This is a genomic window from Kribbella sp. NPDC049174, assembly GCF_043197365.1.
Taxonomy (GTDB): domain Bacteria; phylum Actinomycetota; class Actinomycetes; order Propionibacteriales; family Kribbellaceae; genus Kribbella.
The window spans coordinates 809332-824575 of the sequence record NZ_JBICSZ010000001.1 but is presented as its reverse complement, the minus strand read 5'-3'; the positions used below and the strand labels follow the sequence as shown (position 1 = coordinate 824575).

At 68.7% G+C, this 15244-nt stretch carries 14 protein-coding genes and 1 pseudogene; 2 read left to right on the top strand and 13 right to left on the bottom strand.

Annotated features, from left to right (window positions below):
* Positions 1–11: 11 nt before the first annotated feature.
* From lspA to ACGFIF_RS03790, 3 genes are all read right to left on the bottom strand, one after another.
* On the bottom strand, positions 12–488 hold the full coding sequence (gene lspA / locus ACGFIF_RS03800; RefSeq protein WP_393151090.1) for a signal peptidase II: 477 nt from the start codon (positions 486–488) through the stop codon (positions 12–14).
* A 164-nt stretch (positions 489–652) separates the two neighbouring features.
* The gene (locus ACGFIF_RS03795; RefSeq protein WP_393151088.1) at positions 653–1351 is read right to left on the bottom strand and encodes a TraR/DksA C4-type zinc finger protein; all 699 of its coding nucleotides are present in this window, start codon (positions 1349–1351) and stop codon (positions 653–655) included.
* A gap of 174 nt (positions 1352–1525) precedes the next feature.
* Positions 1526–1813 carry a DUF167 domain-containing protein gene (locus ACGFIF_RS03790; protein WP_393151086.1) on the bottom strand — a complete coding sequence of 96 codons (288 nt, stop codon included), beginning with the start codon at positions 1811–1813 and terminating at the stop codon, positions 1526–1528.
* A gap of 283 nt (positions 1814–2096) precedes the next feature.
* Between ACGFIF_RS03790 and ileS the strand changes: the two genes are divergently transcribed.
* Positions 2097–5240, top strand: coding sequence for an isoleucine--tRNA ligase (ileS, locus tag ACGFIF_RS03785; RefSeq protein ID WP_393151084.1), 3144 nt, complete (start codon positions 2097–2099; stop codon positions 5238–5240).
* 2 nt (positions 5241–5242) lie between these two features.
* On the opposite strand, the gene ACGFIF_RS03780 is transcribed toward ileS, so the two are convergent.
* A complete protein-coding gene (locus tag ACGFIF_RS03780) occupies positions 5243–5719 on the bottom strand; it encodes a MarR family winged helix-turn-helix transcriptional regulator (protein WP_393151082.1) in 477 nt (158 codons plus the stop codon).
* 47 nt (positions 5720–5766) lie between these two features.
* Here ACGFIF_RS03780 and ACGFIF_RS03775 point away from each other — a divergent pair, with 47 nt between their 5' ends.
* Positions 5767–6306, top strand: coding sequence for a hypothetical protein (locus ACGFIF_RS03775; protein ID WP_393151080.1), 540 nt, complete (start codon positions 5767–5769; stop codon positions 6304–6306).
* A 118-nt stretch (positions 6307–6424) separates the two neighbouring features.
* On the opposite strand, the gene ACGFIF_RS03770 is transcribed toward ACGFIF_RS03775, so the two are convergent.
* The 9 genes and pseudogenes from ACGFIF_RS03770 to murG all read right to left on the bottom strand — a co-directional run bounded on the left by ACGFIF_RS03770 (position 6425) and on the right by murG (position 15239).
* Positions 6425–7186, bottom strand: a complete 762-nt coding sequence (locus ACGFIF_RS03770; protein WP_393151078.1) for a DivIVA domain-containing protein — start codon at positions 7184–7186, stop codon at positions 6425–6427.
* A gap of 245 nt (positions 7187–7431) precedes the next feature.
* Positions 7432–7737: a YggT family protein gene (locus ACGFIF_RS03765; protein WP_132206882.1), complete on the bottom strand. Its 306-nt coding sequence runs from the start codon at positions 7735–7737 to the stop codon at positions 7432–7434.
* A 52-nt stretch (positions 7738–7789) separates the two neighbouring features.
* Positions 7790–8356 carry a cell division protein SepF gene (locus ACGFIF_RS03760; RefSeq protein ID WP_393151076.1) on the bottom strand — a complete coding sequence of 189 codons (567 nt, stop codon included), beginning with the start codon at positions 8354–8356 and terminating at the stop codon, positions 7790–7792.
* Between the two features lie 71 nt (positions 8357–8427).
* Entirely contained in the window at positions 8428–9138 is a 711-nt protein-coding gene (locus tag ACGFIF_RS03755) for a YggS family pyridoxal phosphate-dependent enzyme (protein ID WP_393151073.1), read from the bottom strand.
* Positions 9139–9378: 240 nt separating this feature from the next.
* Entirely contained in the window at positions 9379–10107 is a 729-nt protein-coding gene (pgeF, locus tag ACGFIF_RS03750) for a peptidoglycan editing factor PgeF (protein ID WP_393151071.1), read from the bottom strand.
* A 670-nt stretch (positions 10108–10777) separates the two neighbouring features.
* Positions 10778–11728 (bottom strand): annotated as a pseudogene (ftsZ, locus tag ACGFIF_RS03745) (cell division protein FtsZ); the annotation flags it as partial.
* A gap of 191 nt (positions 11729–11919) precedes the next feature.
* Positions 11920–12660, bottom strand: a complete 741-nt coding sequence (locus ACGFIF_RS03740; RefSeq protein ID WP_393151069.1) for a cell division protein FtsQ/DivIB — start codon at positions 12658–12660, stop codon at positions 11920–11922.
* 18 nt (positions 12661–12678) lie between these two features.
* Positions 12679–14088 (bottom strand): UDP-N-acetylmuramate--L-alanine ligase, encoded by a 1410-nt coding sequence (gene murC, locus ACGFIF_RS03735; RefSeq protein WP_393151067.1) that lies wholly within the window; start codon positions 14086–14088, stop codon positions 12679–12681.
* A 62-nt stretch (positions 14089–14150) separates the two neighbouring features.
* On the bottom strand, positions 14151–15239 hold the full coding sequence (murG, locus tag ACGFIF_RS03730; protein ID WP_393151065.1) for an undecaprenyldiphospho-muramoylpentapeptide beta-N-acetylglucosaminyltransferase: 1089 nt from the start codon (positions 15237–15239) through the stop codon (positions 14151–14153).
* Positions 15240–15244 lie beyond the last annotated feature (5 nt).

Below are 15244 nucleotides of genomic sequence, written 5' to 3'. Positions count from 1 at the left end.
GGAGTCGCCGCTCACTTCTTGATTTCCTTGGTTCCGTCGAGCCTGATCCCGCGCAGGGTCTGGAGCACCAGCAGCACGGCGGCCGAGGTGACGGCCATGTCCGCGACGTTGAAGATCGCCCAGTGCGGCGTCTGCAGGAAGTCCACCACGTGCCCGTGGAACGGCGACGGCTCGCGGAAGATCCGGTCGAGGATGTTGCCGACCGCGCCGCCGAACAGCAGCCCGAACGCGACCGCCCAGCCGACCGACCCGAGCTTGCGGGACAGGTAGACCACGCCGAGCGCGACGATGATCTGGATCGCGCTGATGTACGGCGTATACCCCGCACCCAGACTGAACGCGGCCCCGGAGTTCCGGATCAGGTTGAACTTCAGGAAGCTCCCGATCACGTTCACCGGCTCCCCCGGCGTCAGATGCTCCAACGCCAGCGCCTTGGTCAGCTGATCCAAGAACAAAATCAGCAGCCCGACCGCCGCGAACAGCACCATCAACTTCCACGATGCACGCCGCGCAGGCGTGCTCTCACCCTCAGTGGGTACGGCGTCGCCCTCGGCAGGCTCCGGAGACGACGGAGAACCGGCCGACGGGGAGTCGGCCGGTTCCGTTGGCTCGGGGGGTGCGTCCCCTGCCTGGTGGGACGTGTCGGGGTCGCTCAGCGGCGTTCTTCGCGTTCTTTGCATGACACGCACAGTGTCGCACGCGGGAACGCCTGCAACCGACCCTTGCCGATCGCGTTGCCGCAGCTCTCACAGATGCCGTAGGTGCCGTTCTCGATCCGGGACAGCGCCCGCTCGATCTGGTCCAGCATGTCCCGGGCGTTGTTCGCCAGCGACATCTCGTGGTCGCGCTCCAGCGTGGTGGAGCCGACGTCGGCCTGGTCGTTGCCGGCGCCGTCACCGCCGTCCCGGAGCAGCCCGACGATCTCCTGCTCGGCGTCGCGGATCTCCTTGTTCAGGTGCACCACGTCGGCTTCCAGCTCACCGCGGAGCTCGGCCAGCTCGGCCGCCGTCCACGGGGTCTCGCCGGATTTCACCGTGAGGGTCTCTGCCTTGCCTGCTGCGGACTTCGCCGGCGCCGTCGCCGGTGTCCTGTTCTCGTTCGTCTTCATGGCCACCCTCTTCGTCGGAGCTTGCTTGGCAGGGGTCTTCTTGGCCGGAGCCTTCTTCGCCGCGGTCGAGGCGGTCGACTTCTTCGCCGCCGTCTTCTTCGCGGAAGTCTTCTTCGCCGGCGTGGTCTTCGCCGGTGCCTTCCGGGCCGTGGTCTTCGTGGCCGGTTCAGCTGATTTCGCGGCGCTCTTCTTGGCCGCGGCAGTGCGTTGGGGGGCGGTCTTCTTGGGAGCCGATGTAGCCATGGTCAGCTACCCCCTGCCTTCGTCGGAGACTGAAGCGGACTGGTCGCAAGACACTAGGCCACGTGCCCAGCACGTGCCAGTCCGACGCGCAGACCGTGGACATACGGTAGTCGAGTCTTCAAGCTCACTCGATGTTCCGCGCGTCACAGCAGCATTTCGGCGTCCCGCTGCATTTCAGCCGAGCAAATGTTCGAGCCTCGGCCTGAGTACGCTCTCCTCCCCCTCCACCGCGACCAGTTTGTCCCTGCTGGTCGCTCCCCGCACCAACGTCACCGCGGCGCGTCGTACGCCGAACGCCGTCGCCACCGCCTCGAGGACAGCCTTCGTCGCCTGCCCGTCGACCGCACGGGCCGTGACCGACACCACCAGCGCCGGGCCCCCAGCTCCATCGCCGGCACCGCCGTACCGGCCGCCGACCGTCGTCCGGGAGGCGCCCGGTTTGACCCGCAGCAGAATTCTCATGCCTGAATTCTCGCCTGACCACTGATTAACGATTCGTAGTTGCCTGGTACGAAGTCGTACACTGACAACCGCGATCCGCAAGGCAGTGATGGGGCCATCACCCCGGAGCCGCCGGAAGAACAGTCCGCAGGGACCTATTAGAACCGGCAGCGACGCGTTAAGGAAGTGGGTGGCTGGAACTCTCGGCCACCAAGGAGGGTGGTACCGCGCGGAGCCGGCAATCACGCCGGCGCTTCGTCCCTCGTCCAGCAGGCAGTACGGCTCGACGAAGGACGACGAAGAAATGGCAACAACTCCGTGGCGGCAGGTCCCGGCGCAGGTGGATTTCCCCGCGCTCGAGCGCGAGGTGCTCGTCCACTGGGACCAGCACGACACCTTCGCCAAAAGCCTCGAGGTATCGGCCGGCGGTGAGCCGTGGACCTTCTTCGAGGGCCCGCCGACCGCGAACGGGATGCCCGGCACCCACCACATCGAGGCGCGCGTCTTCAAGGACGTCTTCCCGCGCTACCGGACCATGAAGGGCTTCTGGGTCGAGCGCAAGGCCGGCTGGGACTGCCACGGCCTGCCGGTCGAGGTCGCGGTCGAGAAGGAACTCGGGTTCAACGGCAAGAACGACATCGAGGCGTACGGCATCGCCGAGTTCAACGCCAAGTGCCGCGAGTCGGTACTGCGGCACGTCGACGCGTTCAACGAGCTGACCGTCCGGATGGGCTACTGGGTCGACCTGGAGCAGCCCTACCGGACGATGGACCCCGAGTACGTGCAGTCCGTCTGGTGGTCGCTCAAGCAGATCCACGACAAGGGCCTCCTGGTCGAGGACTACCGCATCACGCCGTACTGCCCCCGCTGCGGCACCGGTCTGTCGGACCACGAACTCGCGCAGGGCTACGAGACCGTCATCGACCCGTCGGTGTACGTCCGCTTCCCGCTGACCTCCGGTCCGCTGGCGGGTCAGGCATCACTGCTGGTCTGGACGACGACCCCATGGACACTCGTTTCAAACACCGCAGTCGCAGTGCACCCAGACGTGCGGTACGTCGTCGCCACCGACGGCACCGAGTCGCTGGTGGTCGCTGAGCCGCTGCTGAGCACGCTGGGCGAGGGCTGGACGGTCACCGGTCGGTACGGCGGGCGCGAGATGGAGCGGTGGACGTACCAGCGGCCGTTCGAGCTGGTGGAGTTCCCCGAGCCGGCGCACTACGTCGTACTCGCTGAGTACGTCACCACCGAGGACGGCACCGGTCTGGTGCACCAGTCCCCCGCGTTCGGTGCCGACGACCTCGCGGTGTGTCGTGCGTACGGCCTGCCGGTGGTGAACCCGGTCGAGTCGGACGGTCACTTCGAGGCCGACGTACCGCTGGTGGGCGGGCAGTTCTTCAAGAAGGCCGACGAGGACCTGGTGAAGGACCTGCAGGAGCGCGGTGGGCTCTTCCGGCACGTCCCGTACGAGCACCCGTACCCGCACTGCTGGCGCTGCCACACCCCGGTCATGTACTACGCCCTCCCCTCCTGGTACATCCGCACCACGCAGGTGAAGGACGCCCTGCTCCGGGAGAACGAGAAGACCAACTGGTACCCGGACTCGGTCAAGTGGGGCCGGTACGGCGACTGGCTGCGGAACAACATCGACTGGGCCGTCTCCCGGTCCCGCTACTGGGGTACGCCGCTGCCGATCTGGCGGTGCGAGGACGACCACCAGGTGTGCGTCGGCTCGCTGGCCGAGCTCGGCGAGCTGGCCGGCCGGGACCTGAGCGCCACCGACCCGCACCGGCCGTACGTCGACGACATCACGTTCGACTGCCCGACCTGCGGTGCCGAGGCCCGGCGCGTGCCCGAGGTGATCGACGCCTGGTACGACTCGGGCGCGATGCCGTTCGCGCAGTGGGGCTACCCGTGGGCCGAAGGCTCGACGGAGAAGTTCCAGCAGGCGTACCCGGCCGACTTCATCTCCGAGGCGATCGACCAGACCCGTGGCTGGTTCTACACGCTGATGGCGATCGGCACGCTGGTCTTCGACGAGTCGTCGTACCGCAACGTCGTCTGCCTCGGGCACATCATGGCCGAGGACGGCCGGAAGATGTCCAAGCACCTGGGCAACATCCTGGAGCCGATCCCGCTGATGGACGACCACAGCGCGGACGCGGTGCGCTGGTTCATGGCCGCCTCCGGGTCGCCGTGGAAGGCGCGCGGTATCGGGCCGAACGTGCTGAACGAGATCGTCCGGAAGGTGCTGCTCACCTACTGGAACACGGTCGCGTTCCACGCCCTGTACGCGCGGCTGGCCGACTGGTCGCCGACCGCCGACGTACCGCCGGTGGCGGAGCGCTCGGTGCTGGACCGGTGGCTGGTCAGCGAGACGCACCGGCTGGTCCGGGACACCGACGAGGCCTACGCCGACTTCGACACCCAGCGGCTGGGTTCGCTGATCAACTCGTTCGTCGACGTGCTCTCCAACTGGTACGTACGGCGTTCGCGTCGCCGCTTCTGGGCCGGTGAGCCCGGGGCGCTGGCCACGCTGCACGAGACGCTCGACGTCCTCACCCGGGTGATGGCGCCGCTGACGCCGTTCGTGACCGAGCGGGTCTGGCAGGACGTGTTCCGCCCGGTCACGCCCGGTCTGCCGGAGTCGGTGCACCTGACGAGCTACCCGGCGTACGACGCGACACTCATCGACGACGGGCTCGCGCAGCACGTGTCGATGGCGCGGCGGGTCGTCGAGCTCGGCCGGTCCGCGCGGGCGGAGGCGAAGGTGCGGACGCGCCAGCCGCTGTCCCGCGCCCTGGTCGGGTCGGCCGCGATCGCGGACCTGTCCGCCGAGCTGCTGCGGGAGATCGCCGACGAGCTGAACGTGGGCTCGGTCGAGCCGCTCTCCTCGGCCGGCGCCGACCTGGTCGAGTTCTCTGCCAAGGGCAACTTCCGCGAGCTCGGCAAGCGGTTCGCCAAGCAGACCCCGGTGGTCGCCGCCGCGATCGCCGCCGCCGACGCCGCCGCCCTGGCCGCGGCCCTGAAGGAGTCCGGTACGGCGACGGTCGTGGTCGACGGTGAGAACGTCGAGGTCGGCGAGTCCGACGTACTGCTGTCGGAGCGGCCGCGCGAGGGCTGGTCGGTGGTGAACGAGCAGGGCGAGACCGTTGCCCTCGACCTCGAAGTCACCCCGGAGCTCAAGCAGGCCGGCCTGGCCCGCGAGGTGGTCCGGACGCTGCAGGAGGCCCGGAAGAACGCGGGTCTCGAGGTGTCGGACCGGATCAGGGTCTGGCTGACCTCCACCGACTCCGACCTGACCGATGCCCTCGGCAAGCACGCCGACGAGATCGCCCGCGAGGTCCTCGCCGTCGAGCTCAGCCAGTCGGCCCCGTCGGAGTCCGCGGACGTTGCCGCCGGCACTGAAGAGGATCTCCAACTCACCTACTGGCTCACCAAGGCCTGACGTCAGCGTGGTGGGCGTGCCGCCCTGGCCCGCAAGGCCGGGGCGGCGCCCAGCAGGCTGATCGCCTCGACGAGCAGCAATCGCGCCTGCTCGACCCGATCGTCACCCAGAGTCTGACGAAGTTCCGCATCCAATGCCGCCCGGTGCTGCCTGGCCGCCGCGATCACACCCTCACCCCTCGATGTCAGCACGATGCGTCGGGCTCGGGCATCGGCGGGATCCGCCTCGCGGCTGAGGTAGCCGCGCTTCTCGAGGTCGGCGACCGTCTTCGACGCGGCCTGTTGGGTGACACCGAGCCGCTCGGCCAGTGTGCTGATCGTCACCGGTCCGGTGACCAGATGCTGGAACACCACACCGTCGGCGAACCGCGTGTCGATGAATCCGTCGGCGACGAGCCGGCGCTGGAGCTTGTCCGCCAGCGCCCAGCCGGTGAACAGCGACGCCAGCGACAGGTCGGCTTCCGCCGGATCGAACTCCATACCGCCGAACTATACAACCACGGTTGTGCATCGGTTAATCTACAACCATGGTTGTGCAAAAGGAGTTCATCGAGAGAGCGCATCGGATCGTGTGGTGCACGGTGGCCACGGTCGGCCGGGACAACCGGCCGCGAACCCGGATCCTGCATCCGCTCTGGGAAACGACCGACGAGATCGGGAGTCCCGCGGCCGGGCCGGCGGAGACGGCCGGAGGCGGGCTGATCGGGTGGATTGTCACCCGGGCGACACCGGTGAAGGTGCGGCATCTTGCTTACAGCCCGTATTTGAGCTGTAGCTACTGGGAGCCCGGCCAGGAAGTGGCGGTGGCGGACTGCCGGGCGGAGTGGGTCGACGATACGGCGACCCGGCAACGAGTGTGGGAGTTGTACCGGGATGCCCCGGCCCCACTCGGCTATGACTTCTGGAGTGTGTTCCCCGATGGTCCGGCCCCGCCCCGTGACCCCCGCGCCGGAGGCGCGGCATCCAACAGGGAATCACCCTCGCTGCTGCGGCTCACGCCGTACCGGCTGCGACTCAGCGATGTGGAAACGCTGAGCGGCCGGAAGGAACCTCTGGCCTGGCCCTGATGGTGACGACACCGTGTTACCGCTACCGGACGGTGTGTCAAAAGGGCCCGGACATGACGAAGAGGCGGTGCCGCCGGAAAGCACCGCCCCTTCTCGGATGCAGCAGAGCCCGAGGTTTTTAGACGCCGTGACCGTGTGCCTGGGCGCGGGCCTCCGGGCGGAAGCCGTTGCGCGGGCTGAGCGTGTCGTCGCCGTTGCCCAGCGCCTTGAGCTGCTCGGTGAAGTACGTCTTCAGCCGGCTGCGGTACTCGCGCTCGTAGGCGTGCAGGTCGTCGATCGTGCGCTCCAGCTGGCCCTTCTGCTTCTCCAGCGTGCCGAGCATCTGAGCCCGGCGCTCGGCGATCTCGCCGTCCAGCTTCTCGGCGCGGGCGCGAGCCTCACCGGTCATCCGGTCGGCCTTGCCGCGAGCCTCGTTCTCCAGCCGCTCGGCCTTGGCGCGGGCCTCGCCGATGATCTTGTCGGCGGTGTCCTTCGCCTCCTGGACCAGGTCGTCGGAGTGCTTGGTCGCCATCTCCAGCAGCCGTACGGCGGAGCTGGAGGCGTCGCCGACGGTCCCTGCCGCGGCAGCAGCCCCCGCGGCCACTACAGGCGCGGTGACGACGGGCGGCTTCTCCTCCGGCTTCTCGACCACGACCGGCGGCTTGGGCTGCTGCACGACGGGCGGCAGCGCGGCGGTCTGGTCGACCGGCCGCTCCTGTCCAGCACCGGCGCGCTGAGCTGCCGCGAGCTTGGCCCGCAGCTCCTCGTTCTCGGCGAGAAGTCGCTCGAGCTCGGCTTCGACCTCGTCGAGGAAGGAGTCGACCTCAGTGACGTCGTAGCCCTCCCGTAGTCGGACGGGCGTGAATTGCTTCGAGCGGACGTCATCCGGCGTCAGCGGCATCTTTCACCTCGTTTGTCTGTGTCTTGGCGGAGTCCCCGTGGCCTTCACCTCGGCGACTCAGTAGATCACGTTATCGCTTCGTTGTGTTCTAACGGAATCCGGGCGGGCAATAACGGCCCACAACCGGCGGACGCCAGCAACGAAACGGCCCCGTTGTCGAGACTTTACCTACCCCGTCCCCGGCGTCCTCACCCTCCGACTCGGCGGGCGATTCACCGGTTCCGTACCACCTCCGGTGCCCTGGGTCACAGTGACCGGAGTGCGGTCGAGTTGATCGACATCGCCAGCGAGACGATGACGAACAGCATCAGCATGGACAGGTCGATCCGGATCCCGCCGGCCCCGATCGGGGGCAGGATCCGCCGCAGCGGCCGCAGGAACGGATCGGTGACCGAGTAGATCAACTCGAAGAAGAGCAGCAGCGGCCCCTTCGGGTGCCACTGCGGCGCGAACATGACGATCAGACTGAGGACGAACCGCGCCACCAACATCAGGAAGAAGGCGAGCAGTACCCAGCTGAGAACCGTGAGGACGAGCGCTAGAGCAACCATGTCGTCAATGAGTGTAGAAGACCGGCGGTAACCGTGGCAGACGCGCGTCGCGTCAGCTTTGGTTGTAGAACCCGTCCGCCGCGATCTTCTCCTTCTCCTCGGCGGCCACCGTCACGTTCGGTGGGCAGACCAGGAACACCTTGGTGGTGATCCGCTCGATGGAGCCACGGCAGCAGAAGATCAGCCCGGCGGCGAAGTCGACCAGCCGCTTGGCGTCGGAGTGGTCCATCTCGGTCAGGTTCATGATGACGGGCGTGCCGTCGCGGAAGTGCTCACCGATGACTCGCGCCTCGTTGTAGCTGCGCGGGTGCACGGTGGTGATGCGGGCCAACTCGGTTACCTCCGGGGACGGTGCGACACCACGTCGTTCTGGAAACTTGCTGACCGTCGCGCCCTGCTCCTCGCGCCCTGAGTGGACTTGGGACTCAGTACGCGGTTCACGGACGTCGCGGCCTTCCCGGCCGGCGGGCACCGGCTCGGGCTCGTGGGACTCCCCGTCGACGGCTTCGTCGTCGTACTCGTCGTAGTCGTCGTACTCGTCGTCGTACCGCGCGTTGTAGCGCTCCCCGTCCTCGACCAAGCCGAGGTACACACCCATCTTGCGCAGCGCGCCGCTCATGGCCCTCCAGCCTCTCGATCCCGGTTCGACGACAACGGTGAGCAGGAAGCAAAACCTGCTCGATGTCGACACTAACCGAGTGGAGGACGCGTACCGAGTAAGGCGCGCCCGAGCCGGACGTGTGTCGCACCCTGCCTGATCGCGGCGTCCAGATCGCCGGTCATCCCGGCCGAGATCCAGTCGGCACCGGGGTGTTCGGAGCGTAGCCGGGAGGCTACTTCCCGCAGCCCGGCGAACGATTCGTCGGCGTCCGATCCCAGCGGGGCGACCGCCATCACGCCACCCAGTTCCAGCCCGTCCGCCGCGGCCACCTCCCCGGCCAGGTCCAGTACGGCGGAAGGCTCGACACCACCGCGGCCGGCGCCGGTCGCGGCCTCCGCCGATCCGTACGACGCCAGGCTCACCTGCAGCAGGCAGCGCACGGTCCGTTCTTCGGCGACCGCGGCCCTGGACAGCGCGGTCACCAGCGACGAGCGGTCCACCGAGTGCACGACCGACGCGTACCGGACCACGGAGCGTGCCTTCTTCGACTGCAGTTGCCCGACGAAGTGCCAGGTGGCGTCCGGGCAGTCCGGTGCCTTCGCCTTGAGCTCCTGCTCGCGGTTCTCACCGACGTCACGAACCCCGAGGGCTGTCAGCGCCCGTACGTCGCTGACTGGGAAGGTTTTGGTGATCGCGACAAGGGTGACCTCGTCCGGCGCCCTCCCGGCCGCCTCACAGGCCTTCTCGATCCGCTCCCGCACCAGCCGCAGGTTGTCCCGCAAGTCGTCATCACGGGTCATGGGGCCTCCCGGCCTGGACTGAGGAGCGGAGGGAGCCCGGTCATGGGGCCTCCCGGCCTGGACTGAGGAGCGCAGGGAGCGAAGCGACTGGAGCGACGAGGGAAGGCTGGGAGGTGAAGCCCCATGACCCGCCGCGCCGGAGGCGTGGCATCCAACACAGCGACTGGAGCGACGAGGGAAGGCCGGGAGCCAAGGCCCCATGACCACGCCGGCGCCGGAGGCCCGGCCAAAGCACAGTCATCACGCTGCCGGCAGTTTGACTAGGCCGGCCATGCGTCCGCTGACCGGGCCTTCGCGGCGGTACGAGTACAGGTTCTCCGACTCGATCGTGCAGCTGGTCGCGTCGATCACCTCGACGTCGAGCTCGGCCAGTTGTGCCCTGACCCCGGCCGCCACGTCGATGGACGGCGTACCCCAGCTCGTTTCCGCGTACGACGCCGGCACCCGCTCGGCCACCTCGGCCCGCATCTCGGCCGGCACCTCGTAACAGTTGCCGCACGCATACGGCCCGAGGACGGCGGTGATCCGCGACGCACCGAGTTCACGCATCGCCTCGACGGTCGCCGGTACGACGCCGACGTACAGCCCCTTGCGTCCGGAATGGGCCGCACCGATGACGCCGTCACCGCTGAGCAGCACCGGCAGGCAATCGGCGGCGCGGACACACAGCACGACATCGTCCCGAGTGGTGACCAGGGCATCGGCCGTCGGCATCGGCCTGACCGGCAGCGCATCACCCGGCCGGACCACGTGGACGTCGCGGCCGTGCACCTGGCTGACCCGCACAATCGCCTCGGGCCGGACATCGAACTCGGCCGCCAGCCGGCGGTAGTTCTCCACCACCGCGTCGGCATCGTCGCCGACCGCGCTGCCGAGGTTCAGCTCGCCGTACGGCGCAGTGCTCGCACCGCCGAAGCGATCGGTGAAGGCGAAGCGGACATCGCGGAGAACCTCGTCATACCCGAACACGCCCAGAGCCTACCGGCCGGAACACTGCTTACCTGAGCGATCCCGGAATGTCTTACTTGAGGAAGTCCGGGATGTCGAGGTCCTCTTCCGGCTCCGGCTTGCGGGCCGGGCGCGGCGTGGTCGGCTGCGGAGTGCTGGACGGGGACGACGCACCGCTCGGGCCGTTCACCGGCCACGAGTGCCCGGAGGTCGGCGTGGCCGGAGTGTGCGGCGCGGGCTGCGGCGTCTGCGGGACGGTGCGCACCGGGTCGCCGGCCTGCGGGCGGGCCGAGTTCGTCGTCCCGGCACCCGGACGGCCTTCGGTCGGAGCCGGCACCGGGACCGTGTCATCGGCCGGAGTCGGCGGCACCGCGGGGGTCGCGAACTGCCCGTTCGACGACCCGCTCGACGGAGTCTGCCCGGTCGAACCCTGGCCTGCCCCTGCCTGCCCCGAAGAGCCCTGGCCGGCCGACGTCTGGCCGGTGGTCTGCCCAGCGGACTGAGCCGGCGCGGACTGACCGTTCGAGGTCGGCGCGGCCGGGGGCTGCCCCTGGGCCGGCTGACCACTCGGCGGCGTGGCCGGCGGAGTCTGCGGCATCGACGTCCCCGACTGCATCGGAGCGTTGTACGACGTCTCGGGCCGCGAGGTGGACTGCGGCCGGGCCGAGTTCATCGCCTGCTCGCGGCGCTTCGGCATCCCACCGTCGAAGCCGGCCGCGATCACGGTGACCCGCACCTCGTCGCCGAGGGCGTCGTCGATGACCGCACCGAAGATGATGTTCGCGTCCGAGTGCGCCGACTCCGACACCAGCTGGGCCGCCTCGTTGATCTCGAACAGCCCGAGGTCGGAACCACCCGCGATCGACAGCAGCACACCGTGCGCGCCCTCGATACTTGCCTCCAGCAATGGAGACGAGATGGCCGCCTCGGCCGCCGCGACAGCGCGGTCCTCACCGCGGGACGAGCCGATGCCCATCAGCGCAGAGCCCGCGTTCGACATGACCGCCTTGACGTCGGCGAAGTCCACGTTGATCAGGCCTGGGGTGGTGATCAGGTCGGTGATACCGGAGACACCCTGCAGCAGCACCTGGTCGGCCTGCTTGAAGGCGTCCAGCACGGACACGGCGCGGTCGGAGATGGTCAGCAGCCGGTCGTTCGGAATCACGATCAGCGTGTCCACCTCCTCGCGGAGGGTGGCGATGCCGTCTTCAGCCTGGGTCGCGCGCCGCTTTCCTTCGAAGGAGAACGGCCGCGTGACGACACCTATGGTCAGAGCGCCCAGCGATCGGGCGATCCGGGCCACCACCGGCGCGCCGCCGGTGCCGGTGCCGCCGCCCTCGCCGGCGGTGACGAAGACCATGTCGGCGCCCTTGAGCGCCTCCTCGATCTCCTCTGCGTGGTCCTCGGCGGCCTTCTGCCCGATCGCCGGGTTCGCCCCGGCGCCGAGGCCGCGGGTCTCTTCACGGCCGATGTCGAGCTTGACGTCCGCGTCGCTCATCAACAGCGCTTGCGCGTCGGTGTTGATGGCGATGAACTCAACGCCCTTCAGACCGTGCTCGATCATCCGGTTGACGGCGTTCACGCCGCCTCCGCCGATGCCGACGACCTTGATGAGTGCCAGGTAGTTCTGCGGTGCCGCCACGTCCGCGCCTCTCGCCTCGTTCTGTTCCCGTTGTGGCCGGTTGGCCCCTGTTCCAGCGAAAAGTTCCAGCGAAAAGACTGAACCTCAAGTGGATGCTTAGACTTATGTCAACTTTAGATTACGCCGCACGGTACGGGACCGATTCGGGCAATGTCCACGCGCCTCGCCGCGCACTGCCGTGATGTGATCCGTCACCGCTTTTCCCCTTTGGTGACAGGGAGATCGGGCGCCGACACGTCGTACACGGTCGCCTTGCGCTTCATCAGTACGCTGAGTACCTCGGCCTTGCGCTCGCTGTCATCGGAACTGCCCCAAACGACCTTCACCCCGGACCCGAGGTTGAGGGTGATCGAGTCCGGCGACGAGGCCGAGATCGACCCCACCTGTACCCGCAGTGTGGACGGCAATGCGGCCGAGACCGTCACGATCGAACGGACCGTCACGTCGCGGCGGGTCCCGGTCACCTTGGCCTCCGGAAGCCCGGCCGGCCGGTTCGGCACCGTCTTGAACGCCGTACCGGTCGCGTCCACCAGCTCGAACCGCGTCCCGTCGGTGACCACCACCACCGGAACCCGTTCGGTGACCACGATCACGACCTTGTTCGGCCAGGCCCGGGTCACCTGCGCGTCGGCCACCGCCGGGATGGTCCGGACCCGTTCGGCGATCGCCCCCAGATCGACCTTCGCCAAGGGTGTTCCCGTCGGGGCCTCGGCCACGTTCTCGATCGTTGCCACCGGCACCGTATCTGCCCCGCTCACCCGGACACCGTCGACCGCGAGGGCGGAGGAGAAGTAGAACAACCAGACGATCAGACCACCCAGCACCAGCAGGGCCCCACCGATCGCCCATGGCAACCAGCTTCGCCATCGCACCAGCCGTTGCCGGCGCGCGAACCGCTGTTGTGCCCGAGCCAGATCAGCGCTCTGGCTCATGCCAATGACCCCACCCTTTTACTCCACCACAGGAGCGAGGGCCTCAGCCGCAGACTCGCGGGCGGCGGCCCGTTCAGCCAGCAAACCGACCACTTCCGGGCCGATCAACGTCACGTCACCGGCGCCCAGCGTCACCACGAGGTCGCCGGACTCGGCCAGATCGGTGACCACCTGCGGTACGGCGGACCACGACGGCTCGAACCGGACCTGCTCCGGCTTCAACGGCACGTGGTTCGCGATCAGCGCACCGGTGACACCGGGCTCCGGGTCCTCGCGGGCCGCGAACACGTCCATCACGACGACCTCGTCGGCCAGCGCGAGCGCATCGGAGAACTGGGTGGCGAAGATCCTGGTCCGGCTGAACAGATGCGGCTGGAAGCACGCGATCACGCGCCCCTCCCCCGCCACCTGCCGGGCCGCGGTCAGGTCGACGGCCAGCTCGGTCGGGTGGTGGGCGTAGGAGTCGAACACGCGGACCCCGTCCTCGAGCCCCTTGAACTCGAACCGCCGGCCGGTCCCGGTGAACGACGCCAGCCCTTCGGCCAGGTCGGCCGCGGAGAACCCGAGCCCCAGCCCGACCGTCAGCGCGGCCGACGCGTTCAGCGCGTTGTGCTTACCCGCCTGCTGCAGCTGGACCATCGGAAGCTTGCGGCCGCGGTACACCGGCACGAACGACTGCGTCGCCCCGGTCGCGGTGATCTCGGTGACCCGCATGTCCGCGTCACCCGACTCGCCGTACGTGCGGACGTCGATACCGCGGGCGCGAGCGAACTCGGCCAGCTTCCGCGCCCCGGCGTCGTCGAAGCAGATCACCATGAAGCCGCCCGGGATCACCCGGTCGCAGAACTGCTCGAAGGCGAGCCGGTAGCTGGCCTCGTCGCCGTAGTTGTCCAGGTGGTCCGGCTCGACCGATGTGACGATCGACACCTCGGGGCGGTAGGTCAGGAACGACTTGTCCGACTCGTCCGCCTCGGCGACGAACAGGTCGCCGGTGCCGTCGTGGGCGTTCGACCCGGACTCGTTCAGGTTGCCGCCGATCGCGTACGACGGATCGGCCGCGCAGTGCTGCAACGCGACCGTGAGCATCGACGTGGTGGTCGTCTTGCCGTGCGTCCCGGCGACCGCCAGCGTCCGGCGGCCGACCATCACCGAGGCGAGCGCGGCGGCGCGCGGCAGGATCGTGATCCCGGCGGCCCGGGCGGCGACGACCTCGGGGTTGGTCTCGCGGATCGCGGTGGACACCACCACCGTGTCCGCGTCGGCGACGTGCTCGGCGGCGTGACCGACCCAGCAGGTGGCGCCGAGCGCGCGCAGCGCGGCCAGCACCCTGCCGTCCTTGGCGTCGGACCCGGACACCTCGATCCCGCGGGACGCCATGATCCGGGCGATCCCGGACATGCCGGCGCCGCCGATACCTACGAAGTGCACTCTGCCCAGCTTCTCCGCGGGCAGAATGACGGCGTCAGGACCTAGATTTGATACTTCGACGATCACGAAGCAGACCCCACCACATCCAGGATGATCCGCGCCAATCGCTCGTCGGCATCGGTACGGATGACACCCGTAGCTGCTGTGGACATGGCTGTCAGACGCGCGCGGTCGTGCAGAAGTTGCGGCACGTTCGCGCGCACCCAGTCCGTGGTCATCTCCGCGTTGTCGATCAGCACACCTCCACCCACGTCCACCACCGGCTTCGCGTTCAATCGCTGCTCGCCGTTACCGATCGGCAGCGGAACGTAGATCGCGGGCAGGCCGACCCCGGACACCTCGGTGACGGTGTTCGCACCCGAGCGGCAGACGACCAGGTCGGCCGCGGCGTAGGCGAGGTCCATCCGGTCGACATAGTTCAGCACGACGTACGGGTACCGGCCGGTCTGCGGGACCTCGAGGGAGTTCTTCGGGCCGATCGCGTGCAGGACCTGGATGCCGGCCGCCTGCAGGTCCGCGGCGGCACCGGAGACCGCCTGGTTGATCTGCCGCGCGCCCTGCGAACCACCGGTCACGAACAGGGTCGGCGCGTCCGGGTCGAGCCCGAAGAACTGCCGCGCCTCGGCCCGCAGCGCGGCCCGGTCCAGTTGGGAGATGGCCTGGCGGATCGGCAGGCCGACGTACTCCGCATGCGGCAGGTCGGTGCCGGGGAACGAGGTCTTGACGTGCTGGGTGCAATAGCGGGCGGCGAACTTGTTCGCGATCCCCGGGACCGCGTTCCCCTCGTGCACGACGATCGGGGTCTTCCGGCGCCAGGCGGCGACGTACGCAGGGGTGGAGACGTACCCACCGAACCCGACCAGGACGTCGGCCTTCGCCTCGTCCAGCACGCGCCGGGCCGCGCTCACCGCGGCGAGCATCTTGCCCGGTACGGCGAGCAGCGCCGGCGTCGGCTTCCGTGGCAGCGGCACCGGCGGGATCAGCTCGAGCCGGTAGCCGGCTTCCGGGACGACCCGGGTCTCCAGGCCGCGCTCGGTGCCGAGGGCCAAGATCTCGACGGTCGGATCGATCCGGCGCAGGGCGTCGGCGGTGGCGATCAGGGGTGAGGTGTGGCCGGCGGATCCTCCACCGGCCAGAACGATGCTGGGCACAGCTT

What these genes read in the sequence shown, in the direction of transcription:
- ileS (WP_393151084.1), top strand. Translation starts at nt 2,097, where the DNA reads ATGGCAACAACTCCGTGGCGGCAGGTCCCGGCGCAGGTGGATTTCCCC.
- ACGFIF_RS03770 (WP_393151078.1), bottom strand. Translation starts at nt 7,186, where the DNA reads ATGCCGCTGACGCCGGATGACGTCCGCTCGAAGCAATTCACGCCCGTC.
- ACGFIF_RS03795 (WP_393151088.1), bottom strand. Translation starts at nt 1,351, where the DNA reads ATGGCTACATCGGCTCCCAAGAAGACCGCCCCCCAACGCACTGCCGCG.
- ACGFIF_RS03755 (WP_393151073.1), bottom strand. Translation starts at nt 9,138, where the DNA reads ATGACCCGTGATGACGACTTGCGGGACAACCTGCGGCTGGTGCGGGAG.
- ACGFIF_RS03760 (WP_393151076.1), bottom strand. Translation starts at nt 8,356, where the DNA reads ATGAGCGGCGCGCTGCGCAAGATGGGTGTGTACCTCGGCTTGGTCGAG.
- ACGFIF_RS03775 (WP_393151080.1), top strand. Translation starts at nt 5,767, where the DNA reads ATGGTTGTGCAAAAGGAGTTCATCGAGAGAGCGCATCGGATCGTGTGG.
- ACGFIF_RS03780 (WP_393151082.1), bottom strand. Translation starts at nt 5,719, where the DNA reads ATGGAGTTCGATCCGGCGGAAGCCGACCTGTCGCTGGCGTCGCTGTTC.
- ACGFIF_RS03790 (WP_393151086.1), bottom strand. Translation starts at nt 1,813, where the DNA reads ATGAGAATTCTGCTGCGGGTCAAACCGGGCGCCTCCCGGACGACGGTC.
- ACGFIF_RS03740 (WP_393151069.1), bottom strand. Translation starts at nt 12,660, where the DNA reads ATGAGCCAGAGCGCTGATCTGGCTCGGGCACAACAGCGGTTCGCGCGC.
- lspA (WP_393151090.1), bottom strand. Translation starts at nt 488, where the DNA reads ATGGTGCTGTTCGCGGCGGTCGGGCTGCTGATTTTGTTCTTGGATCAG.
- ACGFIF_RS03765 (WP_132206882.1), bottom strand. Translation starts at nt 7,737, where the DNA reads ATGGTTGCTCTAGCGCTCGTCCTCACGGTTCTCAGCTGGGTACTGCTC.